27 protein-coding genes are annotated in these 22,332 nt (G+C 70.7%); 9 read left to right on the top strand and 18 right to left on the bottom strand.

Annotated features, from left to right (window positions below):
* Nucleotides 1-172 precede the first annotated feature (172 nt).
* Both ACQB60_RS35995 and ACQB60_RS35990 read left to right on the top strand, forming a co-directional pair.
* Complete coding sequence (locus tag ACQB60_RS35995) at nucleotides 173-997, top strand: helix-turn-helix domain-containing protein (protein ID WP_496930320.1); 825 nt, start codon at nucleotides 173-175, stop codon at nucleotides 995-997.
* Nucleotides 984-1,208, top strand: coding sequence for a DUF397 domain-containing protein (locus ACQB60_RS35990; RefSeq protein ID WP_496930319.1), 225 nt, complete (start codon nucleotides 984-986; stop codon nucleotides 1,206-1,208). The genes ACQB60_RS35995 and ACQB60_RS35990 overlap by 14 nt, the downstream gene beginning before the upstream one ends.
* A 3-nt stretch (nucleotides 1,209-1,211) precedes the next feature.
* On the opposite strand, the gene ACQB60_RS35985 is transcribed toward ACQB60_RS35990, so the two are convergent.
* From ACQB60_RS35985 to ACQB60_RS35975, 3 genes are all read right to left on the bottom strand, one after another.
* A complete protein-coding gene (locus ACQB60_RS35985) occupies nucleotides 1,212-1,493 on the bottom strand; it encodes a transcriptional regulator (RefSeq protein WP_496930359.1) in 282 nt (93 codons plus the stop codon).
* Nucleotides 1,494-1,507: 14 nt separating this feature from the next.
* The gene (locus tag ACQB60_RS35980) at nucleotides 1,508-2,005 is read right to left on the bottom strand and encodes a hypothetical protein (protein WP_496930318.1); all 498 of its coding nucleotides are present in this window, start codon (nucleotides 2,003-2,005) and stop codon (nucleotides 1,508-1,510) included.
* Nucleotides 2,006-2,135: 130 nt separating this feature from the next.
* Nucleotides 2,136-2,567, bottom strand: a complete 432-nt coding sequence (locus ACQB60_RS35975) for an RICIN domain-containing protein (RefSeq protein ID WP_384845837.1) — start codon at nucleotides 2,565-2,567, stop codon at nucleotides 2,136-2,138.
* A 199-nt stretch (nucleotides 2,568-2,766) separates the two neighbouring features.
* Between ACQB60_RS35975 and ACQB60_RS35970 the strand changes: the two genes are divergently transcribed.
* On the top strand, nucleotides 2,767-4,230 hold the full coding sequence (locus ACQB60_RS35970) for a protein kinase domain-containing protein (protein ID WP_496930317.1): 1,464 nt from the start codon (nucleotides 2,767-2,769) through the stop codon (nucleotides 4,228-4,230).
* A 6-nt stretch (nucleotides 4,231-4,236) separates the two neighbouring features.
* Here ACQB60_RS35970 and ACQB60_RS35965 read toward each other — a convergent pair whose 3' ends face one another.
* The 6 genes from ACQB60_RS35965 to ACQB60_RS35940 all read right to left on the bottom strand — a co-directional run bounded on the left by ACQB60_RS35965 (nucleotide 4,237) and on the right by ACQB60_RS35940 (nucleotide 8,902).
* Nucleotides 4,237-4,662 (bottom strand): VOC family protein, encoded by a 426-nt coding sequence (locus tag ACQB60_RS35965; protein ID WP_496930316.1) that lies wholly within the window; start codon nucleotides 4,660-4,662, stop codon nucleotides 4,237-4,239.
* Between the two features lie 69 nt (nucleotides 4,663-4,731).
* Nucleotides 4,732-5,499, bottom strand: coding sequence for a succinate dehydrogenase iron-sulfur subunit (locus ACQB60_RS35960; protein ID WP_496930315.1), 768 nt, complete (start codon nucleotides 5,497-5,499; stop codon nucleotides 4,732-4,734).
* On the bottom strand, nucleotides 5,499-7,253 hold the full coding sequence (gene sdhA / locus ACQB60_RS35955; RefSeq protein ID WP_496930314.1) for a succinate dehydrogenase flavoprotein subunit: 1,755 nt from the start codon (nucleotides 7,251-7,253) through the stop codon (nucleotides 5,499-5,501). The genes ACQB60_RS35960 and sdhA overlap by 1 nt, the downstream gene beginning before the upstream one ends.
* A 24-nt stretch (nucleotides 7,254-7,277) precedes the next feature.
* Nucleotides 7,278-7,760, bottom strand: coding sequence for a succinate dehydrogenase hydrophobic membrane anchor subunit (locus ACQB60_RS35950; RefSeq protein WP_496930313.1), 483 nt, complete (start codon nucleotides 7,758-7,760; stop codon nucleotides 7,278-7,280).
* An 8-nt stretch (nucleotides 7,761-7,768) separates the two neighbouring features.
* The gene (sdhC, locus tag ACQB60_RS35945; protein WP_384845847.1) at nucleotides 7,769-8,149 is read right to left on the bottom strand and encodes a succinate dehydrogenase, cytochrome b556 subunit; all 381 of its coding nucleotides are present in this window, start codon (nucleotides 8,147-8,149) and stop codon (nucleotides 7,769-7,771) included.
* Nucleotides 8,150-8,296: 147 nt separating this feature from the next.
* Entirely contained in the window at nucleotides 8,297-8,902 is a 606-nt protein-coding gene (locus ACQB60_RS35940; protein WP_496930312.1) for a 2-oxo-4-hydroxy-4-carboxy-5-ureidoimidazoline decarboxylase, read from the bottom strand.
* A 212-nt stretch (nucleotides 8,903-9,114) separates the two neighbouring features.
* On the opposite strand from ACQB60_RS35940, the gene ACQB60_RS35935 reads away from it, so the two are divergent.
* From ACQB60_RS35935 to ACQB60_RS35925, 3 genes are all read left to right on the top strand, one after another.
* Complete coding sequence (locus ACQB60_RS35935) at nucleotides 9,115-10,722, top strand: beta-N-acetylhexosaminidase (RefSeq protein WP_496930311.1); 1,608 nt, start codon at nucleotides 9,115-9,117, stop codon at nucleotides 10,720-10,722.
* 119 nt (nucleotides 10,723-10,841) lie between these two features.
* The gene (locus tag ACQB60_RS35930) at nucleotides 10,842-11,348 is read left to right on the top strand and encodes a hypothetical protein (protein ID WP_384845853.1); all 507 of its coding nucleotides are present in this window, start codon (nucleotides 10,842-10,844) and stop codon (nucleotides 11,346-11,348) included.
* A gap of 64 nt (nucleotides 11,349-11,412) precedes the next feature.
* The gene (locus ACQB60_RS35925; protein ID WP_496930310.1) at nucleotides 11,413-11,970 is read left to right on the top strand and encodes a hypothetical protein; all 558 of its coding nucleotides are present in this window, start codon (nucleotides 11,413-11,415) and stop codon (nucleotides 11,968-11,970) included.
* Nucleotides 11,971-12,027: 57 nt separating this feature from the next.
* Here ACQB60_RS35925 and ACQB60_RS35920 read toward each other — a convergent pair whose 3' ends face one another.
* From ACQB60_RS35920 to ACQB60_RS35910, 3 genes are all read right to left on the bottom strand, one after another.
* Nucleotides 12,028-12,429 carry an ATP-binding protein gene (locus ACQB60_RS35920; protein WP_496930309.1) on the bottom strand — a complete coding sequence of 134 codons (402 nt, stop codon included), beginning with the start codon at nucleotides 12,427-12,429 and terminating at the stop codon, nucleotides 12,028-12,030.
* Between the two features lie 172 nt (nucleotides 12,430-12,601).
* Complete coding sequence (locus ACQB60_RS35915; RefSeq protein ID WP_496930308.1) at nucleotides 12,602-13,843, bottom strand: metallophosphoesterase; 1,242 nt, start codon at nucleotides 13,841-13,843, stop codon at nucleotides 12,602-12,604.
* 2 nt (nucleotides 13,844-13,845) lie between these two features.
* Nucleotides 13,846-14,088: an SCO4848 family membrane protein gene (locus ACQB60_RS35910; protein WP_384845861.1), complete on the bottom strand. Its 243-nt coding sequence runs from the start codon at nucleotides 14,086-14,088 to the stop codon at nucleotides 13,846-13,848.
* 109 nt (nucleotides 14,089-14,197) lie between these two features.
* Here ACQB60_RS35910 and ACQB60_RS35905 point away from each other — a divergent pair, with 109 nt between their 5' ends.
* The gene (locus ACQB60_RS35905; RefSeq protein WP_496930307.1) at nucleotides 14,198-15,484 is read left to right on the top strand and encodes a D-alanyl-D-alanine carboxypeptidase family protein; all 1,287 of its coding nucleotides are present in this window, start codon (nucleotides 14,198-14,200) and stop codon (nucleotides 15,482-15,484) included.
* Here ACQB60_RS35905 and ACQB60_RS35900 read toward each other — a convergent pair.
* Genes ACQB60_RS35900 through ACQB60_RS35885 form a run of 4 tightly spaced genes read right to left on the bottom strand, consistent with a single transcriptional unit; the run spans nucleotide 15,426 to nucleotide 18,256 of the window.
* Nucleotides 15,426-16,328 carry a YihY/virulence factor BrkB family protein gene (locus ACQB60_RS35900; protein ID WP_496930306.1) on the bottom strand — a complete coding sequence of 301 codons (903 nt, stop codon included), beginning with the start codon at nucleotides 16,326-16,328 and terminating at the stop codon, nucleotides 15,426-15,428. The two genes, ACQB60_RS35905 and ACQB60_RS35900, sit on opposite strands and share 59 nt — an antisense overlap.
* On the bottom strand, nucleotides 16,316-16,774 hold the full coding sequence (locus ACQB60_RS35895) for a GtrA family protein (protein WP_496930305.1): 459 nt from the start codon (nucleotides 16,772-16,774) through the stop codon (nucleotides 16,316-16,318). Before ACQB60_RS35895 ends, ACQB60_RS35900 begins: the two co-directional genes overlap by 13 nt.
* Complete coding sequence (locus ACQB60_RS35890; protein ID WP_496930304.1) at nucleotides 16,771-17,727, bottom strand: decaprenyl-phosphate phosphoribosyltransferase; 957 nt, start codon at nucleotides 17,725-17,727, stop codon at nucleotides 16,771-16,773. The genes ACQB60_RS35895 and ACQB60_RS35890 overlap by 4 nt, the downstream gene beginning before the upstream one ends.
* Nucleotides 17,720-18,256: a phosphatase PAP2 family protein gene (locus ACQB60_RS35885; protein ID WP_496930303.1), complete on the bottom strand. Its 537-nt coding sequence runs from the start codon at nucleotides 18,254-18,256 to the stop codon at nucleotides 17,720-17,722. The genes ACQB60_RS35890 and ACQB60_RS35885 overlap by 8 nt, the downstream gene beginning before the upstream one ends.
* Before the next feature lie 178 nt (nucleotides 18,257-18,434).
* Between ACQB60_RS35885 and dprE1 the strand changes: the two genes are divergently transcribed.
* Both dprE1 and dprE2 read left to right on the top strand, forming a co-directional pair.
* Nucleotides 18,435-19,799, top strand: coding sequence for a decaprenylphosphoryl-beta-D-ribose oxidase (gene dprE1 / locus ACQB60_RS35880; protein ID WP_496930302.1), 1,365 nt, complete (start codon nucleotides 18,435-18,437; stop codon nucleotides 19,797-19,799).
* 41 nt (nucleotides 19,800-19,840) lie between these two features.
* On the top strand, nucleotides 19,841-20,596 hold the full coding sequence (gene dprE2 / locus ACQB60_RS35875) for a decaprenylphospho-beta-D-erythro-pentofuranosid-2-ulose 2-reductase (RefSeq protein WP_384845875.1): 756 nt from the start codon (nucleotides 19,841-19,843) through the stop codon (nucleotides 20,594-20,596).
* Nucleotides 20,597-20,616: 20 nt separating this feature from the next.
* Here dprE2 and ACQB60_RS35870 read toward each other — a convergent pair whose 3' ends face one another.
* Complete coding sequence (locus tag ACQB60_RS35870; protein ID WP_496930301.1) at nucleotides 20,617-21,204, bottom strand: 2'-5' RNA ligase family protein; 588 nt, start codon at nucleotides 21,202-21,204, stop codon at nucleotides 20,617-20,619.
* A gap of 83 nt (nucleotides 21,205-21,287) precedes the next feature.
* Entirely contained in the window at nucleotides 21,288-22,298 is a 1,011-nt protein-coding gene (gene trpS / locus ACQB60_RS35865; protein WP_496930358.1) for a tryptophan--tRNA ligase, read from the bottom strand.
* Nucleotides 22,299-22,332: the final 34 nt, after the last annotated feature.

Genomic DNA, 22,332 nt, shown 5'->3' with positions numbered 1-22,332 from the left:
CCGCAAGGTGATCCCGGGCCCTACCCACTCCTTCTCCCCCATCTCCCCGATCTCCTCCATGACCTCGCCCTCTCGCTCAGCGTGCTGTTCCGATCACAGAGTGAGGTGGCGATGGGTACGCTCGGTAGGGGATCCGATGTGACAACGCAACTCGCACATCCGGGAGTTGGGCATGGCGATCGAGGACAGCCCGCAGTCGCGAGAGAAGTACGGGCAGGAGCTGAAGCGGCGACGGGAGGCGGCCGGGCTCACGCAGGAGGAGCTGAGTGTGCGGGCGGTGATGTCGCGGACGCACATCGCGCATATTGAGGCGGGGCGGCGGAGGCCGGATGTGGAGGACGCGAGACGGCTGGGTCAGGTGCTGGGGGCGGGGGACTTCTTCGTGGAGTTCCTGCCGACGCTGGCAGAGGGCAAGGTCGCGGAACACTTCGCGGAGGCGTTGGAGCTTGAGCGTCAGGCGACGGTGATCAGGGTGTACGGCCCCAAGCTGGTGCCGGGCGTCCTTCAGACGGAGGCGTACACGCGCGAAGTACTCGGCTCGGGCTTCCCGCCCAAGTCGACCGAGGAACGTGACAAGCTCCTTGTCACACGCGTGAAGCGGGGCCAGATCCTCGACGATTTCCACTCGCCGGTGTTCTGGGCGCTGCTGGACGAGGCAGTACTCAGGCGTCCCGCTGGAGACCGGGCCGTGATGTGCGAACAGCTCTGTCACATCGTGAAGTTGGGCGAGAGCCAGCGCATCCGAGTGCATGTGCTTCCGTTCTCGGCGGGCTTGCACGCGCTGATGGAAGGCGTCGTCTCATTGATGTGGTTCGAGGACCTGCCACCTGTCGCCTATGTGGAAGGCTTGAGTACAGGACGGGTGCTCGAAGTCCCGTCCGTGGTCCGCGAGTGCCAAGCGGCATACGATCACGCTCTGGGGGATGCGCTCTCGCATCGCGCCTCCCTGGCCCTGATCAGGTCCATCGCGAAGGAATACGAGCATGCGCAGCAGTGAGCCCGTGACCATCCCCGACGCGTCCGCTCTGCTGATGTGGCGCAAGTCAAGCTACAGCGGTGGAGAAAGCGGCCAGTGCCTGGAAGTGAACGACGCAGGGGCCCCCACCCACATCCCCGTCCGCGACAGCAAAAACCCCACCGGCCCCGCCATCGCCTTCACGGCCCCCGCGTGGACCACCTTCGTCGACGCACTCAAGAACAGCGACTGAGCCTCAGGGGCCGACAATGGCCCGCAACGCCGCATGGTGAGCCTGATACGCCGCACGCCCCGGCGAGCTCAGCTTCAGCCAGACCCGCTGCCGGGTGTCCCGTACGGCCTTGCGCTGCTCCACATACCCCGCGTCCATGAGCACGGTGACGTGCTTGCTGAGCACGGACGCGGATACGCCGAGCTGTTCCTGCACGACACTGAACTCCGCCTCCCCGGCGACATCCAGCAGGGCACAGATCCGCAGCCGGTTGGGCGCGTGGATGGTGGCGTTGAAGCCCTCCATGGGGTCGGCGGCGCTCACGACGCCTTCCGGTGCAGTCGGACGAACCAGCGGTGGAAACCGATGGACACGGCCGCACCCACGACGGCGGCGCCGAAGAGCCACAGCGGCTGCCCGGTCTCGCGGAACACGAACGCGGGGCCCACGAAGAGTAGCGGCATCCCGATGAACAGCGGCACGGTGGCGCTCTTGGGCAGGACGTCCATGCGCAGCGCCACGCCTGTCTTGGCACGCCAGTTCCGGGCGGCGACGGCGAAAGCCACGAAGTACAGCCCCTCGACGACGAGCAGGGCGACGAGCCAGGCCCCGTGCGGCATCAGCCAGTCACGCTCGCCCAGCACACCGCCGAGCAGGATCGGCGACGCGGCGCAGAAGGCGGCGAGCAGCACGGCGAACCACCGCGGCCACGGCGTGGCGGACAGCGCAGCGACGGACGCGCGGACCTGATCGGTGTCGGCCAGAGCGGCACGCGCCTGCTCGGGCGTCGGCTGGAGGACTCCCCCGTTTGTTTCCATGCCGGAAACTCTAGCCGCTGACTTTCCGATACGGCAAGAGTCCAGTTTCCGATACAGAAAACGACACGAAAAGGGGCCGCCCCACGCAGCACACACGCTGATGGCGGCGACCCCACAACTCACTTACAACTCAGGCGCGTTCGAAGGTCCACTCCTGGGTCGGCGAGAGCGTGCCGTCCTGGAGGATGCCCTGGGAGCCCTCGGTCTCGGTGGCGAGGGTGACGACCTGAAGGGTGCCCGGGTAGCTGATCCGGAACGCGCTGCTCGCGACGGGCACGATGGGCCACACCACGTACACGGGCTGGACCGCCAGCTTCGGCGGGTAGGACCGGTCGCTGGAGAGGTTGAGGAAGACCTCACCGATCGCGGACTTGATGATGAACTCGTTCGGGAACTGGGTCTCGACCAGCTCCCACGCCTGATTGTCGCTCTTCTGCCAGTGCCAGCCGATGACAGGGGTGTTGGGCGCCGTACTGCCACCGCTGACGTCGAGGACGCGGTCCGCGTAGGCCGCGCTCTTGATGAAGTACCTGCCCGGCTCGACCACGAGTTGCATCGCCATGGATCCTCCATGAAGAAACGGGGATGACGAGCGTTTCGGGCATTCACGCTAGACAGCGATCAAGGTCCCGTAACGGGCAAATCCGGCCGTAGGGCACGCTCCAGCGCGTTCGACGCTCACGACGGTCATGCCGGGCACGGCCCTCAGCCGGAGCTCCGCGGGCAGTAGCCTGCTCGTTGACGGAGAGGCGGGGCGGACGGTGACCACGGGAATCAGGCCCGGACATGAGTTGTCGCAAGGGCGTTATGTCATACAGGAGTTGATTGGCAAGGGGGGCATGGCGGCCGTACACCGTGCACGGGACACCGCGCTTGACCGGACCGTGGCCGTGAAGTCCATGAGCACCGAACTCGCGGGCCAGCAGAGTGCCCGCGAGCGGTTCCGGCGCGAGGCACGCGCTGTCGCACGGATCGGCCACCCACGCGTGGTCGCGGTGCACGACGTCGGTGAGGAGGCGCTGCAAGCGGGGCAGGCACCGGTGCCGTACATCGTCATGGAGTACGTAGAGGGCAATCCGCTCAGTCGGCTGGTGCCGGAGCAGCCCGGTGGCATGCCGCTGGACGAGGTGCTGCGGATCACCTCCGATGTGCTGTCCGCCCTCACGGCCAGCCACGCGCAGGGCATGGTGCACCGCGATGTGAAACCCGCCAACATCATGGTGGGGCAGGACGGTTCAGTGAAGGTCATGGACTTCGGCATCGCCCGGGCCTTCGACGGTTCGGGCACGGCACTCACCGGCACCGGCGTCACCATCGGGACCCCGCACTACATGGCACCCGAGCAGTTCGAGGGCCGCAGCACCGTCGACGGGCGCACGGACCTGTACGCGGTCGGGGTCGTCCTCGTTCAACTCCTTACCGGAAGGCTCCCGTTCGACGCCGACTCCGGCTATCAGATCGGCTACCAGCACGCCACCATGGAGCCACCGACCCTCGCGGAACTCGGCGCCGACGTCCCAGCCGAAGTGCAGGGTCTGGTCACACGCGCACTCGCCAAGGCTCCCGACTCGCGGTACGCGGACGCTGTGGCGATGCGGGCCTCCGTGGACCGGCTCCGTCCGCGGATTCTGACCCAGGACACGCCGCCTTACGGTGTCCCCACTGCCCCCGCGTACAGTCCGACCGTTCTCGACGGCCCGGACGAAGGTACCGGGCCGCCCGGACCGGCCCCCAGCGGCACCGACCTGCACGGCGCCCTGACCCAAAGCGCCCCGGCACGAGCATCAGAGCCGCAACCACGCCCGGCACCGGCCGCTCCGGAGCCCTCCTCTCACCAGCCCCCGCCACGGCTCAACTCACAGCTCCCGCCCACGCTCTCGGAAGAGGAAGCCGACCCGTACACGCTCCCGCCGGTCGCCCCATCCGCCCCCGTCCGCACGTTGAAGGAGCGTGCCCGGCTGGTCCGGAACTCGTACGGGATGCTCATGGCGTCGGTCGCACTCATCGGCCTCACCCACTGGCTGCCCGGCGGCTTCATCGTGCTGCCGCTGCTGTCGTCGGTCCGCGGCTTCTGGCTCGCAGGCAAGGGCGGCGTGACGCCGGGGCTCGCCCTCGGCGGGACCGGCTCCGGCATGCTGCAGGCGGCCGCCGCGGCCGCCATGCTCGGGCACGGGTTCTTCGGCCTGCTCACGCTGGTGGAACTGGCGACCTTGACGAGTGGCTGAAGAATCTCAACTCCGCGCCAGCTCCGGCCTCTTCGAGTAATCCGTGAACCCGACCACGTTCCCCCACGGGTCCGCGATCTCCACGGTCCACCCCGTGGCCACGGAGAACGGCTCGGCCAGGACCGGGATGCCCGCCCCCGCGAGCACCCCCGCCTTCGCCCGCGCGTCGCGGACCTCCAGCCAGATGCGGGGCGCGTCCCAGGGGGCGCCGCGGTGGACCGTCGCTTCCTCCACGCGCAGCAGGATGCCCGGGGTCTCCTTGCCGACCTTCAGGATCGCGAGCCCGATCTCGTCGAGGCGGAAGGCGACGGGGAAGCCCGCCCGCTCGTAGAAGGAGACCGCCTCGCCCAGGTCCCCGACGGGGAAGAGCACGTTGTCGAAGCCGAGCGTCTCGTACGTCTCGGACGTCTCATACGACTGGTCATCTGACATGCCGTCAGAGTACGGCGAAGGCCCCGTTCCCAAGGGGAACGGGGCCGGAGGGATCAGCGGGTCAGCCGATCAGAAGCGGCGCGTGATGAGCGCGCGCTTCACCTCCTGGATCGCCTTGGTGACCTCGATGCCGCGCGGGCACGCGTCCGTGCAGTTGAACGTCGTGCGGCAGCGCCACACGCCGTCCTTGTCGTTGAGGATCTCCAGGCGCTGCTCGCCCGCCTCGTCACGCGAGTCGAAGATGAAGCGGTGGGCGTTCACGATCGCCGCGGGGCCGAAGTACTGGCCGTCGTTCCAGAACACCGGGCACGAGGAGGTGCAGGCCGCGCACAGGATGCACTTCGTCGTGTCGTCGAAGCGCTCGCGGTCCTCGGCGGACTGCAGGCGCTCACGGGTCGGCTCATTGCCGGTCGTCACCAGGAAGGGCATGACATCCCGGTACGCCTGGAAGAACGGGTCCATGTCCACGACCAGGTCCTTCAGGACCGTGAGGCCCTTGATGGGCTCGACCGTGATCGGCTTGGCCGGGTTGATGTCCTTGATCAGGGTCTTGCAGGCCAGGCGGTTCTTGCCGTTGATGCGCATGGCGTCCGAGCCGCAGATGCCGTGCGCGCAGGAGCGGCGGAAGGTCAGCGACCCGTCCATGTCCCACTTGATCTTGTGCAGACCGTCGAGGACCCGCTCCTTGGGGTCGATCTCCAGCTGGAAGTCCTCCCAGGTCGCCTCCGCCGAGACCTCCGGGTTGAACCGGCGGATGCGGAAGGTGACCGTGATGAGGTGGGAGGAGGACGAGTCCTTCTCCAGGGCCTCCAGCTTGTCCATCGTCGGGGTAGCCATCAGTACTTACGCTCCATCGGCTGGTAGCGGGTCTGCACGACCGGCTTGTAGTCGAGGCGGATCGACTCGGAGCCGTCAGCGCCGACCTCGCGGTACGCCATGGTGTGGCGCATGAAGTTGACGTCGTCGCGGTTCGGGTAGTCCTCGCGGTAGTGACCGCCGCGGGACTCCTTGCGGGCCAGGGCGGAGGTCGCCATGACCTCGGCCAGGTCGAGCAGGTTGCCCAGCTCGATGGCCTCCAGGAGGTCGGTGTTGAACCGCTTGCCCTTGTCCTGGATGGAGACGTTCAGGTAGCGCTCGCGGAGCTCCGCGATCTTCTCGACCGCCGTCTTGATGGTCTGCTCCGTGCGGAACACCATCACGTTGGCGTCCATGGTCTCCTGCAGCTCCTTGCGGAGCTCGGCCACGCGCTCGGTGCCGGTCGCGTCGCGCAGGCGCTCGACCTGGGCGACGACCAGCTCCTCCGGGTTCTCCGGAAGCTCGACGTAGTCGTTCTTCGCGGAGTACTCGGCGGCGGCGATGCCCGCGCGGCGCCCGAACACGTTGATGTCCAGGAGCGAGTTGGTGCCGAGGCGGTTGGCGCCGTGCACCGAGACGCAGGCGACCTCGCCGGCCGCGTACAGGCCGGGCACGACCGTCGAGTTGTCCGCGAGGACCTCGCCCTCGACGTTCGTCGGGATGCCGCCCATGGCGTAGTGCGCGGTCGGCTGGATCGGGATCGGGTCCGTGTAGGGCTCGATGCCGAGGTAGGTGCGCGCGAACTCCGTGATGTCGGGCAGCTTCGCGTCGAGCTGCTCCGGCGGGAGGTGCGTGAGGTCGAGGTAGACGTGGTCGCCCTCGGGACCGCAGCCGCGGCCCTCACGGATCTCCGTGTAGATGGAGCGGGACACGACGTCACGGGACGCGAGGTCCTTCATGACCGGCGCGTACTTCTCCATGAAGCGCTCGCCGTCCTTGTTGCGCAGGATGCCGCCCTCACCGCGGGCGCCCTCCGTCAGCAGGATGCCCATGCGCCAGATGCCGGTCGGGTGGAACTGGAAGAACTCCATGTCCTCCAGCGGCAGCCCGCGGCGGTAGCACGCGGCCTGGCCGTCACCGGTCAGGGTGTGCGCGTTCGACGTCACCTTGAAGAACTTGCCGGTGCCGCCCGAGGCGTAGACGACGGCCTTCGCCTGGAAGATGTGGATCTCACCGGTCGCCAGCTCGTACGCGACGACACCCGCGGACTTCTTGACGCCGTCGACCTCCACGATGAGCTGGTCGAGGACGTAGAACTCGTTGAAGAACTCCACACCCTCCTTGACGCAGTTCTGGTAGAGGGTCTGGAGGATCATGTGGCCGGTGCGGTCCGCGGCGTAGCAGGCCCGGCGGACCGGGGCCTCACCGTGGTTGCGGGAGTGACCGCCGAAGCGCCGCTGGTCGATCTCGCCGGCGGGCGTGCGGTTGAACGGCAGGCCCATCTTCTCCAGGTCGAGGACCGCGTCGATGGCCTCCTTCGCCAGGATCTCGGCGGCGTCCTGGTCGACCAGGTAGTCGCCGCCCTTGATCGTGTCGAAGGTGTGCCACTCCCAGTTGTCCTCCTCCACGTTGGCGAGCGCGGCGGCCATGCCGCCCTGCGCGGCGCCCGTGTGGGAGCGGGTGGGGTAGAGCTTCGTCAGCACGGCGGTACGGCTGCGCTTCGTCGCCTCGATGGCGGCGCGCATGCCCGCGCCGCCGGCGCCGACGATGACGGTGTCGTACTTGTGGATCTTCATGAGTGGATTACCTCAGCCCCGTGCCTAGCGGATGTTCGGGTCGAAGGTGAAGATCACCAGCGTGCCCAGAAGGATGGTGAACACCGTGGCGGTGTACAGCAGGCCCTTGAGCCACAGTCGCGTGTTCGGGCGCTCCGCGTAGTCGTTGATGACGGTACGCAGGCCGTTCGCGCCGTGCAGCATCGCGAGCCACAGCATCAGCAGGTCCCAGACCTGCCAGAACGGGGAGGCCCAGCGGCCGGCGACGAAGGCGAAGCCGATCTTGCTGACGCCGCCGTCGAGGACGAGCTGGATCAGCAGGTGGCCGAGGACCAGGACGACCAGGACGACGCCGGACAGGCGCATGAAGAGCCACGCGGCCATCTCGAAGTTGCCGCGGGTCGAGCGCGGCGTCTTCGACGTGCGCTTGCGCGGGGCCTCGATGAGGGGCGCGGGGTGCTCGGCGTCGTAGAGGGACTCACCCTCGACGGGGCTCACTCCGGACTTCTCAAGTGTGGTGTCGGACATGTCTGGCGTCAGCTCCCGAACAGTTCACGAACGGCGTGGCCGAGAACCGGGTACAGCGCCCCGGCCATCAGCACGACCCAGATGCCGACGACGGTCCACAGCATCTGCTTCTGGTAGCGCGGACCCTTCGACCAGAAGTCGACGGCGATGACGCGCAGGCCGTTGAGCGCGTGGAAGAGGATGGCAGCGACCAGGCCGTACTCGAGGAGTGCGACGATCGGCGTCTTGTAGGTGCTGACGACATCGTCGTACGCCTCCGGGGAGACGCGGACGAGAGCGGTGTCCAGCACATGCACGAACAGGAAGAAGAAGATGAGGACACCGGTGACTCGATGAGCCACCCAGGACCACATGCCTTCCCGGCCGCGGTACAGCGTTCCAGCCGGCACGGAAGAACCCTCCGGGAGCGGGGATTGGGGCCGGCCGGCTGCGGTGTCGGACGACCCGGCCGGGTACGGTCCACCGGCCGCTCGACATCGTATCGACGAGTTGTCGGCTTGCTCGCCCGGGGTCCGCAGGTGTGATCAAACAGGCAATCAAACAGGCACGTACGGGCTATCGGGCCGCGTTTGTGTCCGCTCTTCCTGCAGTTGAACGAGCCGGGCGAGGCGGCCGCGGGCGAGGCGGCGCAGCTCCTCGGCCGCGATGGCCCGCTCCTCCTCCGGGTCGTGGCCGAGCCGGGAGCGGATCCCGGCGAGCAGCGCGTCCAGGGCCTCGCCCGGGGCGATGTCGTCGAGACAGATCACGAAGGCGTGGCCGAAGCGGCTCTCGTACGCGGCGGTCGCGGCGCGCAGCGCGGTGTGCGCGGCGGAGTAGATGTCCTGGTCGGCGCCGGGCGCCGGGAACGCGGTGGGCTCGACGGGTTCGCCCGCGAGGGCCTCGGTGAGGTCGGCGGGGGTCAGGTCGTAGGCGGCCTCGTCGGCGGCGGCGAGCAGCGCGTCGAGGTCGGGGTAGGGCCGGTGCTCGGCGACACGGCGGGCCCAGCTGTGGCTGGCGCAGCAGGTCAGGAGGGTGCGCACCGCTGTTTCGGCCGCGACGGAGTTGAGCTCCGTCAACTGGGCGACGGGGCCTCGTGGCTGGCCGGGGACGCGGCCGGTGGGGCGCGGGTGCGTGGGCAGCGGGTGCTCCTGGGCAGGGGCCATCTGTGGATGGGACTGGATGTGCTGGGGGGTGTGCCGTAACGCTATCGAGACGTGTGGGGAAGTGTCCGACGGATGCACGAATTTCACTCAGACGGGAGAGTTTGGCTTCGCGGTGTGGACGGGGAGGGGTGCGGGGCAAGTCGTAGCGTGACCCTCATGACGGCGCTCACTCTCTTGTCCTTGTCCGCTCCCCGGGCCGTGGGCGGTGCCCGGTGAACCGGCGCCGGGCCACGGCGGTCGGCGGGGTCGTCGCGGCGGGGGCCGTGGTGCTGACGGTGGCGCTCTGGCCGGACGGGGGCGACGGGTCGGGCGGGCGTGCGGGCCACCCCTCCGCCGGGAAGTCGGGCGCCTCCTCCGCTCCCTCGCCCACGAAGTCGTATCCGCTGTCCAAGGCGCCGCAGACCATCCCGGCGGTGCGGCAGCACACGCCCGCGCGCGGCCCCGGGTGGAAGCCCGCCGAGGGCGGCCGCGTCGTCGTCGCGGACGGCGCGCTCGCCGACGAGGGCCGGCTGCTCGCCGGGGAGCTGAAGCTCCGGTACGCGGGGATCCTCGGGGAGTCCGCCCCGCGCGCGGGCGACGTGGAGCTGGCGCTCGACGAGGGCGGGGACGGCGGGAAGGACGACGAGTCGTACACCCTCACCGTCAAGGACCGGCGGGTGCGGATCGTCGCGGGCAGCGACGCCGGGGTGTTCTACGGCACCCGCACCCTCAAGCAGGAGGTGAGCGGGGACGGCACCGCGCCGGAGGGAGTGGTGCGGGACCGGCCCGCCAAGGAGCGCCGCGGCTTCATGCTCGACATCGCGCGCAAGCACTTCACCGCGGGGTGGATCGAGGACCGGATCCGGGAGATCGCGGACCTCAAGTTCAACGAGCTGGGGCTGCACTTCTCCGACGACCAGGGCTTCCGGATCGAGTCGGACTCGCACCCGGAGATCGTCTCGCCGTACCACCTCACCAAGGCCGAGATGCGCCGCATCCTGAAGCTGGCCGCGAGCCGCCACGTCACGGTCGTGCCCGAGATCGACTCCCCCGGGCACCTCGGCGCCGTCATCGCCAGGCACCCCGGGCTGCAGCTGCGCGACACCCGGGGCGTGGCCGCGCGCGGGGCCGTCGACATCTCCGAGCCCGAGTCGGAGGAGATCGTCAGCGATCTCCTCGACGAGTACGGGAAGTTCTTCCCCGGCCCCTACTGGCACGTGGGCGCCGACGAGTACCGCGCCCTGATGACGAAGGACCCCGAGGCCTCGTATCCCCAGCTGGCCGCCCGCGCGCGGGAGGACGACGGGCCCGGCGCGCGCGTGCAGGACCTGGCGACGACGTGGCTGAACGACCGGGCCGACTTCGTCCGGCAGTCCCCGTACGAGAAGCGGCCGCGCGCCTGGAACGACGGGTTCTTCCGGGGCGGGACCGTCAAGGCCGACAAGGACGTCGAGGTGGCGTACTGGACGGGCAAGGAGATCGGGGCACGGGAGCCCGCCGAGTATCTGCGCGAGGGCCGCAAGGTCCTCAATTACAACGACGAGTACCTGTACTACGTGCTCGGGCAGCCCAACACCTTCCGCTATCCGACGGGGCAGCGCATCTACGAGGAGTGGACGCCGCTCGTGCTGCGCGGCTCGCACGCGGTGAGCGGCACGTACGACGGGCAGGTCCTCGGCGGCTCCTTCGCGGTCTGGTGCGACCTGGCGGGCGCGCAGACGCAGGACCAGGTGGCGCGGGGCATCCGGCTGCCGCTGCGGGCGACCGTGCAGAAGTTGTGGGACCCGCGGAAGCCCGCGCTTTCCTGGGGGAACTTCGCACGGCTCGCCGATCGTCTTTAGGGCCAGGACCTGACGTGGATTGACGTGATGGGTGGCGAACTCGCTTATCCGTGTGGTCTATTCGGCCCGAGCCGAGACTGCGGATTCAAGCGTTGCGAGCACACCGGGGGGATGCCGGCATGGGCTACTGGGGTTATTACGTCGTGGGGCGCAGCGAGCGTCCGCTCAATGAATACGCGGCGGTGGCCGGTGTCCATGACGAGCTGACGCTGCTGGAGCGGCGGCCCGACGGCTGGCAGGTCTGGGAGGTCCCGGGCGGGGACGGCGCGCGGGACGTCGGGAACATGAACACCCTTGCCCTGGAGACCGGTTCACCCGCCCTGTTCGGATATGTGATGGACAGCGACTGCGTCGTCGTCGAAGCGGCCGCCCCGGAGAGCGGGGCGTGGACGACGTGCCTGGCGCGCGAGGCGATGGCGGGCTACCTCGGCGACGACGGGCTGACGGTGGAGGACTACTTCCTGGAGCCGCGCGACGCCGCGGACCGGGCGGTCGCCTGGGCCGCCGAGTCGGGCCGGCGGGTCACGGCGGAGCCGCTCCTTGACGTGCTGAGCGCCGACCCCGAGCCGTCGGCGGAGCAGCTCTTCTTCCGCTTCCTCGACCGGCTCGGCGTTCTCCCGCAGTGACGTTCCCGGGGCCTCGCACGCAGTAAGGGGATGTGCAGGGTCCGCTCTACGGGAGGCGTACGCCATGAGCCTGGTGGAACTGATCGCGCAGGCCGACGAGAGGGGCCTGGCGGCCAGCGGGCTCGCCTGTCTGGACCGGTGCGCCCCGCTGCTCGGCGGCGGGGACGAGGTGTTCCGGCCGCTGTGGAGCAGCCTCGCGGACGGCGCGGAGTGGGACGCCCCGCTGGCCGCGGCGCGCGCCGCCATCGGCCCGGTGGACGCGGCGGCCGACGAGGCGACGGCGCTCGCGCACCGCATGCTCATGGCCGCGCCCGCGTCCCGCGCGGCGGGCGGGCTGCGCGAGTGGGCGGACGGCTGCTCGGTGGCCGCGCTGCAGATCCACCGACTCCTCGACACGGTGGCCTTGGCGGCCACCAACGCCCCGGCGCCTGCGACGGTGGGCGGCTACGAGCCCACGTCCCCCTTGGTGGCCGCCGAACTCCGGCGCCAGATCCGGACGTTGGAGCTCCTGGCCAACCAGGGGGCGGGCGCGGGCGGTCTGCGTCAGGCCCACACCGTGGCCACGGAGGGGCGGCGGGTGCTGCGCGCGGTGGTGTCCCGGCGGGCCCGCAGCGCGAAGTGAGCGCGGCGCGCGCCCGTGTGCCTGCGGCTTGATTCCTGCCTCGCTGCGTACGTGCGGCTACGCATGCCGTACGAGGGCCCACACGGTCTTTCCGTAGCGCCCCCGCCGCCACACCCCCCACGCCTCCGCGAACGCGTCCACCAGGCGCAGGCCCCGGCCGTTCTCGCCGTTGCAGGAGGCGAGGGGCCGGGGCTCGGGGAGGCGGGGGTCGCCGTCGGAGACCTCGATGAAGCAGGAGCCGTCGGCGAGGGCGGTGACCGCGACCTCCACCTCGCGCTCCCCCGTGCTCGCGTGGGTCACCGCGTTGGTCACCAGCTCGGAGACGAGGAGGAGCGCCTCGTCGAGTCCGTCGCCGCGCTCGGGCAGGCCCCAGGCGGCGAGGTGGTCGTGGGCCCGTCTTCGGGCCAGCGGGACGGAGGCCGGGTGCGGTGGCAGCCGGAACGCCAGACGTCGTAACAAACCCCGTTCTCCCCTCCGGCACACCACGTCATGGAGAAAGCATCAAAAACCGCACACACGTCCTACACAAGATGCTGCGCGGGGAAAGCTCGCCTTGTCACACGCTTGCCGGAGGCCGTGCCGCGATCCGGCCAGGTCCGAACCTGCCGCTGACATAGGCCAGTTGACGCCCTCACGCCTGGCGCGAGGCCAGCTCCACGACCGTCACGTCGGACGGCGCCCCCACCCGCGTCGGCGGCCCCCAGGCCCCCGCGCCCCGGGACACGTACAGCTGTGTGTCCTCGTACCGCTCCAGCCCGGCGACCGTCGGATTGGCCAGCTCGGCGAGGTAGTTGCCCGGCCACAGCTGGCCGCCGTGGGTGTGCCCGGAGAGCTGCAGGTCGACGCCGTGCCGCACCGCGTCGTGGATGACGACGGGCTGGTGGGCGAGGAGGACGGCGGCCCGCGCGCGGTCCCGGTCGCCGAGGGCCGCCGCGAAGTCGGGCCCGTGCCCCTCGCTCTCGCCCGCCACGTCGTCGACGCCCGCCAGGTCGAAGGCGCCGAGCTCGACGCGGGCGTTGCGCAGCGGGTGCAGGCCGAGCTCGCGGACCTCGTCCACCCAGGCGTCCGCGCCCGAGTAGTAGTCGTGGTTGCCGGTGACGAAGAAGCTGCCGTGCCGCGCGCGCAGGCCGCGCAGGGGTGCGGCGGCCGGGCGCAGATCCTCGACGCTGCCGTCCACCAGGTCCCCGACGACCGCGATCAGGTCGGGCTGCGTGGAGTTGACGACGTCCACCACGCGCTGCGCGAAGCCGCGCCCGAGCACCGGGCCCAGGTGGACGTCGCTGACCACGGCGATCCGGAACCCGTGCGCCGCGCGCGGCAGCTTGGCCAGCGGCACGGTCACCCGCTTCACGGTCGGCCCGCGCAGCACCCCGTACGTGCCGTACCCCACGGTCCCGACGGCGACGGCGGCCGCCGCCCCGCCCACGACCCGGGAGACGAAGACCCGCCGCGACGGCTCGGCCGCGCCCGCGCCCGCCTCGGGTTCCGCGGGTCCGGTGGTCTCCGCGCTCCCCTCCGGTTCCGCCTCTTCCCGTACGGGCTGACGCCCCCGCGCCCGCGCGGCCGTCCACCGCAGCAGCAGCGGCCGCACCGCCTCTCCCACCACCAGCGCGAGGACCAGGTAGAGGGAGACCGCCGTCCACAGGAACCCGGGCCACGCCACCGCCCGCTGGAGCCAGAACGGCGCGCCCGCCCGCTCCACCACGACGGCGCCGATCATCAGCACCAGGCCGGCGGCGAGGAGGACGGCGCCCGCGCGCCGGATGCCGGGGCGGGACGTGGTGTCACGGAACAGGCGGCGCCAGGCGTACCAGTGCAGCGCGGCGAGGACCGCGAGCGCGACAAGGCCCGCGAGGAGGGCGAGGACGACCACGGCTATGACGTTCGGCGCAAGGCGCGCAGCCCACGCAACCCAATGGTCCCGACCACCGTCCCCAAGACAAAGGAGACAACGGCGAGCGTCAGATGCACCCAGAAGTACCCGGTCGGGTTGTCTGCGTCATCGAAGGCGAGACCGCTGCCGTCCTTCCACAGGTTCTTGACGAAAGTGATCCAGATGAACCAGCTCCACACGCCGAAGGCGAGCAGGAACCAGGAGACCGGGCGGCTGAGCTTCATGCGTTCAGTATCGCGAGCCTCCGTGGCGCACCGCCGCCGGGGTGGGGAGCAGGAGACACAGCCGACCGCGGCGACGACTTCCATAGTTGCGCCCTGTACGTTCTCGTCCGTGTCCGCCGTTAAGAAGACAAAGAAGACCCAGAGGGCCCAGAGGACCGCTCTGCTGGTCGCCTCCGCAGCCCTGCTCACCGTCTCCACCGCGGCTCCCGCACTCGCGGACGGCAAACCGGGCGGCGACAAGGACAAGCCCCAGCCGCCGAAATCGATGTCGACGGTCGGCGGCGCCCAACTCGGCAAGCCCGGCACCCAGGTGCGGCTGAAGTCCGGCGCGCCCGTCCTGCCGAAGGACCTGTCGGGGCGGTCGTGGATCGTCTCGGACGCGGAGACCGGCGACGTGCTCGCCTCGCACAACGCGCACTGGCGCCTCGCCCCCGCGAGCACCCTCAAAATGCTCTTCGCAGATACGGTTCTGCCGAAGTTCCCCAAGAACCTGAAGCACAAGACCAAGCTCTCCGACTTCGACGGCATCGGCGCGGGCTCCAGCATGGTCGGCGTCAAGGAGAACGAGACGTACACGGTCCACGACCTGTGGCTCGGCGTCTTCCTGCGCTCCGGCAACGACGCGGTGCACGTCCTGTCCGCGATGAACGGCGGCGTCAAGGAGACCGTCAAGGACATGCAGGCGCACGCCGAGTCGCTGCAGGCCCTCGACACGCACGTGGTCACGCCGGACGGCTACGACGAGAAGGGCCAGGTCTCCTCCGCGTACGACCTGACGCTCTTCGCCCGCTCCGGGCTGCAGAAGAAGGACTTCCGCGAGTACTGCTCGACGGCGACCGCCAAGTTCCCCGGCGCGACCAAGAAGGACAAGAAGACGGGGAAGACGAAGCGCGAGTCCTTCGGCATCCAGAACACCAACCGGCTGCTCACCGGCCTGGACGGCGTCAGCCGGTACAAGGGCATCGCGGGCGTCAAGAACGGCTCCACCACCAACGCGGGCACGACCTTCACCGGCGTCGCCGAACGGGGCGGCAAGGTGCTGCTCGTCACCGTCATGAACCCGTCCTCCGGTGAGCCGCACGCCGTCTACAAGGAGACCGCCCGCCTCCTCGACTGGGGCTTCGCGGCCTCCGGCAAGGTCGACCCGGTCGGCGAGCTGGTCCCGCCGAAGGGCGCCAGGACCGGTGCGGGCAAGGGTGCTCCGGGCGCGGGCAAGGACGGCTCGGACTCGGCGAAGACGGTCGCGAGCTCCTCGGACGACAACTCCGGGGGCATGGGGGTCGCCCTCGGGATCACCGGCGGGGTGCTGGTGCTGCTCGCGGGTGGTGTCTTCCTGATCAACCGCCGGTGGCCGCTGCCGGAGCTGGTGCGGCGTCGCTCCGGTCGCCGGGGCTGACGCGGGGGGTCGCGGTCCAGGCGGCGCAGAACAGGACGAGCTTCGCGGTGAAGTTGATCCACAGCAGCAGCGCGATCGGCACACCGAAGGCTCCGTACATGCTCTTCGCCGCCACCCCCTTCATGTAGCTGCCGAGCAGCAGCTTCAGGAGCTCGAAGCCGGCGGCGCCGATCAGGCCCGCCGTGACCAGCTCGCGGCGGCCCGGCTGCACGCCGGGCAGCAGCGTCAGCACGTACAGGAGCAGCAGGAAGTCCGCGAGGACGGCGATGGCGAAGGCGACCGCCTGGAGCAGGAAGCCGCCCCAGCCGTCCTCGCTGACGCCGAGCCGGCCCGCCATCCACCCGACCGCGGTGGAGGCGAGCATGGAGGCGACGAGCGAGGCAAGACCGGCGCCGCCGAGCCCGAGCAGCACGCCCGTGTCCTTGAGCTTGCGCAGGAACGGGTTCTCCTCCTCGTCCTCCAGCTCCCACACCGAGCGCAGGCATTCCCTTATCGAACCGACCCAGTTGACGCCGGTGAGCAGCAGGAGGGCGCCCGCGACGAGGCCGACGGTGCCGGCGTTGGCGAACAGCGCGTCCAGGTTCAGCTGGTCGGAGATGCCCGGGACCTGTTCGGAGATCTTGCTGTCGAGCTTGTGCCGCTGCGCCGTGCTGAGGGTGGCCGCGGCGACCGCGGCGGCGACCGTGAGCAGCGGGAAGAGCGCGAGGAAGCTGATGAAGGTCATGGCCGCGGCGAGGCGGCTCCAGCGCACCTGGTCGAGCCGCTCGTAGGCGTGCCACGCGTGGGTCTCCATCAGCCGCGTGACGAGCGGACCGATCCCGGGGAGTTTCTTCAACCAGTCCATGACGCCTGTCTGTTCTGTGTGCGGAAAACCAAGGTGCGAGTACCCCAAAAGCGCAGAACAGTGGCGAGCGCCATGCCGATTCCGGCCCCCGAGACGGTGTCCGCGCGCTGCGAGGTGAGCCCGAGTCCATAGTGCGACACGGCGATGCACAGGAGCTGCACGAGGGCGCCCGCGATGTTCACGGCGAAGAAGATCCCGTACTGGCGGAGCCGGGAGACGGCCGCGGTCTTGTTCCGGTAGGTGCCGAGCGCGTTGCCCGCGTACGCCACCGAGCAACCGGCCAGGAACGACAGGGCCTTGGCGGTGAGCGGGTCGAGGCCGACGGGCCCGCGCAGCCAGACGAAGAGGCCGAGGTCGGCGGCGTAGGCGAGGACTCCGGCGGTGGCGAAGCCGAGCAGCTCGGGGCCGAGGGCCCGCAGCCGCTCCCGGACGGCGACGGCGCTCACCAGTCCGCGACCGCGAGCCCGTACATCGCCAGCCACACCAGGCCGATGATGGCCAGCGCCCGGTCGCGCAGGACGACGTCCTCGGGCTCGCCCGCGGTGCCCCGGTCGGCGAAGACCGCGTAGCGCAGGACGGCGAGGATGAAGGCCGCCATGGAGAGCTGACGCCAGGGCAGCAGGCTGCCGTTGGCGGTGCCGCCCTCCTCCATGGCCCACAGGCAGTACGCGAGGACGGCCACCCCGGCGGCGAGCTGCCAGACGAAGCGCAGATAGCCGGTGGTGTACTCGGTGAGCAGCGCCCGGGTCGCGCCCAGCTTCTCGGGCGCCGCGTCGGCCATCTGCACGGCTTCGGAGTACCGCTTGGCGGAGACCATGAAGAGCGCGCCGAAGCCGGTGGTGATCAGGAACCAGCGCGACAGCGGGATGCCGAGCGCGACGCCCCCGATCATGGCGCGCATCAGGAACCCGGTCGTGACGATGGTGAGGTCGACGACGAGGACGTGCTTCAGGCTGACGCAGTACGCGAGTTGCATGCCCACGTACGCGGCGAGGAGCGCGCCCGTGAGCGGGGTGCACAGGGCGAAGGCGGCGGCGGGCGCGAGGACGGCGAGGGCGCCGCCGACGCCGTACGCGACGGGGACCGGCACCTGTCCGGCGGCCACCGGGCGGCGGCACTTGGTGGGGTGGGCGCGGTCGGCCTCGGCGTCCCGGGCGTCGTTGATGAGGTAGACGGCGGACGCGGCGGCCGTGAACAGCGTGAAGACCAGCGCCAGTTGGATCAGGGTGTGGCGGGCGAAGAGCTCGCCCGCGGCCGCCGGGGCGGCGATGACCAGGACGTTCTTGACCCACTGGCGGGGCCGCGCGGTCTTGAGCAGCCCGAGCGGCAGGCTGACGGCCCCCGGCTTCGGCCGCTGCGGCGGGACCGGGCGGTGCAGAAGTGCGGTGCGCTCAGCCATGGTTGACGACACCCCCCGCCCGCATCCAGGAGGCACCCACGCGCGCGGTGAGCGCGCCGAGCGCCGCGCCCGCCGCGACATCGCTCGGGTAGTGGACGCCGACGACCATCCGGGACACGCACATCGCGGCGGCGAGCGGCGGCACGAGCTGGGCGCCGACGGGCCGGAGCGCGCCGTAGGCGACCGCGGCGGCCGCCGCCGAGGTGGCGTGCGAGCTGGGGAAGGAGTGCCGTCCGGCGGTCCGCACCAGCGGCTTGACGTCGACGGGGCTGCCGTCGCTCCCCGGCCGCGGCCGCCGCACCACCCGCTTCACCCCCATGCTGGCGAGGTGCGCCGCCGCCGTCAGAGCCGTGCCGCGCAGCCAGGCGCCGCGCCGCTCCCGGTCGAGCGCGGCGCCCGCGAGCCCGGCGGCGAGCCAGAGCGCGCCGTGCTCACCGCTCCAGGACAGGGCCCGCGCGGCCGCCGCCACCCGGGGGTTGGCGCCGCAGTCGTGCAGGGCCGACAGCAACCGGTGGTCCATGTCGTGCATGTGGCCTCATTTTCGGGGGGCGTTGGGAGTACTCCAGAGAGCCGGACATCCCGACTCTTCCGGGCAACGACCCAACAATTACGGCAATGTTGGGTGACACTCCCTCAATCACCCATTTCGGTGAGGGGGTGGACGGTTTAGAGCGAAGCACCCTTGTGCGGGCGATACGGTCGCTGCCATGCCCGTTCCCACGCCTGCTTCCGATGTCGCGTCCGTCTCCGGCTGGGGCCGCACCGCCCCCACCACCGCCCGCATGGTCAGGCCCCGCTCACCGGAAGAGGCGGCGGCGGCGCTGCGCGCCTGCGGGGAGCGGGGCGGCATCGCCCGGGGCCTCGGCCGGGCGTACGGGGACGCGGCACAGAACGCGGGCGGCGCCGTCTTCGACATGACGGCGATGGACCGCGTGCACGCGATCGACGCCGACGCAGGCACCGTCGTCTGCGACGCGGGGGTCTCGCTCCACCGCCTGATGGAAGTCCTGCTCCCCCTCGGCTGGTTCGTGCCGGTGACGCCAGGGACCCGCTATGTGACGGTGGGCGGCGCGATCGGCGCGGACATCCACGGCAAGAACCACCACGTGTCGGGCTCCTTCTCCCGCCACGTCCACTCCCTCGACCTGCTCACCGCCGACGGCTCGGTCCGCACGGTGGAGCGGGGCAGCGACCTCTTCGACGCGACGGCGGGCGGCATGGGCCTGACCGGCGTCATCCTCACGGCGACGATCCAACTCCAGCCGGTGGAGACGTCCTTGATGACGGTCGACACGGAACGGGCCACGGACCTCGACGACTTGATGGCCCGCCTCACCGCGACGGACCACCGCTACCGCTACTCGGTCGCGTGGATCGACCTGCTGGCACGCGGCGCCGCCATGGGGCGCTCGGTCCTGACGCGCGGCGACCACGCGCCGCTGGACGCGCTGACGGGGCGGGCGCGGAAGGCTCCGCTCGGCTTCCGGCCGGGGCAGCTCCCGGCCGCGCCCTCCTTCGTACCGGAGGGGCTGCTGGGGAAGAAGTCGGTCGGACTCTTCAACGAGCTCTGGTACCGGAAGGCGCCGCGCTCGCGGACCGGCGAGCTCCAGAAGATGTCCACCTTCTTCCACCCGCTGGACGGCGTCCCGCACTGGAACCGCATCTACGGCCGCAGCGGCTTCGTCCAGTACCAATTCGTCGTCGGGTACGGCAAGGAGGAGGCGCTGCGGAGGATCGTGCGGCGGATCTCCGAGCGGGGCTGCCCCTCGTTCCTCGCGGTCCTGAAGCGGTTCGGGGGCGGCGACCCGGGGTGGCTCTCCTTCCCCATGCCCGGGTGGACGCTGGCCCTCGACATCCCGGCGAACCTGCCCGGACTCGGGGGGTTCCTGGACGAGCTGGACGAGGAAGTGGCGGGAGCGGACGGGCGCATCTATCTGGCGAAGGACTCGCGGGTGCGGCCGGAGATGCTGGCGGCGATGTATCCGCGCCTGGGTGATTTCCGCGCGCTGCGCTCGGAGTTGGACCCGCGGGGGGTGTTCCGGTCTGACCTTTCGCGTCGGCTGAGCCTCTGACCCCTCTCCCTTCCGCAGCCCCGGCCACCAGGAGCCCGCACATGAAAGACGCCTTCGGCACCCCCCAGTCCCTGCTCCTCCTCGGCGGCACCTCCGAGATCGGCCTCGCCACCGCCCGCCGCCTCGTCGCCCGCCGCACCCGCACCGTCTGGCTCGCCGGACGCCCCTCCCCCGCCCTGGACAAGTCCGCCGCCGCCCTGCGCGACATGGGCGCCGACGTCCGCACCGTCCCCTTCGACGCGCTCGACGCCGAGTCCCACGAGGCCGCCCTCGGCAAGGTCTTCGCGGAGGGCGACATCGACATGGTGCTGCTCGCCTTCGGGATCCTCGGCGACCAGGCCAGGGACGAGGACGAGCCCCTCTCCGCCGTGCGGGTCGCCCAGACCAACTACACGGGCGCCGTCTCGGCGGGCCTCGTGTGCGCGCGGGCGCTGCAGTCGCAGGGGCACGGCTCCCTCGTCGTGCTCTCCTCCGTCGCGGGCGAGCGCGCCCGCCGCTCCAACTTCATCTACGGCTCCAGCAAGGCGGGCCTCGACGCCTTCGCGCAGGGGCTCGGTGACGCCCTGCACGGGACCGGGGTGCATGTGATGGTCGTGCGGCCCGGCTTCGTACGGTCGAAGATGACCGCCGGGATGGAGGAGGCCCCGATGGCGACGACGCCGGACGCCGTCGCGGAGGCCATCGAGAACGGGCTCCGGCGGCGGTCGGAGACCGTGTGGGTGCCGGGGGCGCTGCGGGTCGTCATGTCGGCGCTGCGGCATGTGCCGAGGCCGGTGTTCCGCAAGCTGCCCGTATAGGCGGTGGCGGGCCCGCCCGCTCAGCGCGCGGGCAGGGTGCCCCGGGCCGCCGGTGCCTGGGCCTGGGGCGGGACGATCGGGCCCCCGCCGCCGAAGGCGAACTCGCGCAGCTTGCGCCAGACGCCGTCGGCGCCCTGCTCGTACAGGGCGAAGCCGGTGCACGGCCACTCCGCCTCGTAGTCCGCCAGCTCCTCGTACGCCCGGTCCATCGCCTCCTCGGAGATGCCGTGCGCGACGGTGACGTGCGGGTGGTACGGGAACTGCAGTTCACGGACGATCGGGCCGGACGCGTCCCGGACCCGCTCCTGGAGCCAGGCGCAGGCCGAGCCGCCCGTCACCACCCGCACGTACACGACGGGAGAGAGCGGGCGGAACGTGCCCGTGCCGGACAGGCGCATCGGGAAGGGGCGCGCGCCCGCGGCGACGGAGACCAGGTGCGCCTCCACCGCGGGCAGCGCCCCGGCATCCACCTCGGTCGGCGGGACCAGCGTGACGTGGGTGGGGATGCCGTGTGCCGCGGGGTCGCCGAAGCCCGCGCGCAGCTCCTGGAGCAGGCTGCCGTGAGGCTCCGGGACCGCGATCGAGACGCCGATCGTTACGGTCCCCACGTCGTACTCCCGTTCCTCGTGATGGCTTGTGCCGTGATGATGCCGCGCGCCGTGCTGTCTCTTGGCAGCGGCGGCAGGGGCGCTCAGTGCTTGGCGGGCACGAAGCCCACCTTGTCGTAGGTCTCGGCGAGGGTCTCCGCGGCGACGGCGCGCGCCTTCTCTGCGCCCTTGGCCAGGATCTGGTCGAGCGTCTCCGGGTCGTCCAGGTACTGCTGGGTGCGGTCCCGGAACGGGGTCACGAAGTCGACCATGACCTCGGCGAGGTCCGTCTTCAGCGCACCGTAGCCCTTGCCGGTGTACTTCTGCTCCAGTTCCGCGATACCGGTGCCCGTGAGCGTGGAGTAGATGGAGAGGAGGTTGCTGACGCCCGGCTTGTTCTCGGCGTCGTAGACGATCTCGCTGCCGGTGTCCGTGACGGCGCTCTTGACCTTCTTCGCGGTCGCCTTCGGCTCGTCGAGGAGGCTGACCACGCCCTTCGGCGTCGACGCCGACTTGCTCATCTTGATCGACGGGTCCTGGAGGTCGAAGATCTTCGCCGTCTCCTTGAGGATGTACGGCTGCGGGACCGTGAACGTGTCCCCGTAGCGACCGTTGAACCGCTCGGCGAGGTCGCGGGTCAGCTCCACGTGCTGGCGCTGGTCCTCGCCGACCGGGACCTGGTCGGCCTGGTACAGGAGGATGTCGGCGACCTGCAGGACCGGGTACGTGAACAGGCCGACGGAGGCGCGGTCCGCGCCGTGCCGGCTGGCCTTGTCCTTGAACTGCGTCATGCGGGACGCCTCGCCGAAGCCCGTCAGGCAGTTCATGACCCAGGCGAGCTGGGCGTGCTCGGGGACGTGGCTCTGCACGAAGAGGGTGCAGCGCTGCGGGTCGAGCCCGGCGGCCAGGAGCTGGGCCGCCGCGAGCCGGGTGTTGGCGCGCAGCTCCTTCGGGTCCTGCGGGACCGTGATCGCGTGCAGGTCCACCACCATGTAGAAGGCGTCGTGGGACTCCTGCAGCGCCACCCACTGGCGCACCGCGCCGAGGTAGTTGCCGAGGTGGAACGAGCCTGCGGTGGGCTGGATTCCGGAGAGTACTCGCGGGAGACGCTGCATGGCGGAGCCATTCCCCTGAGGGTGGTGGTGGGAG

Origin of the sequence: Streptomyces odontotermitis, assembly GCF_050510915.1 — a bacterium.
Lineage (GTDB): Bacteria > Actinomycetota > Actinomycetes > Streptomycetales > Streptomycetaceae > Streptomyces.
Note: the sequence above shows the minus strand (reverse complement) of the source record. Positions and strands in the feature narration are given on the sequence as shown.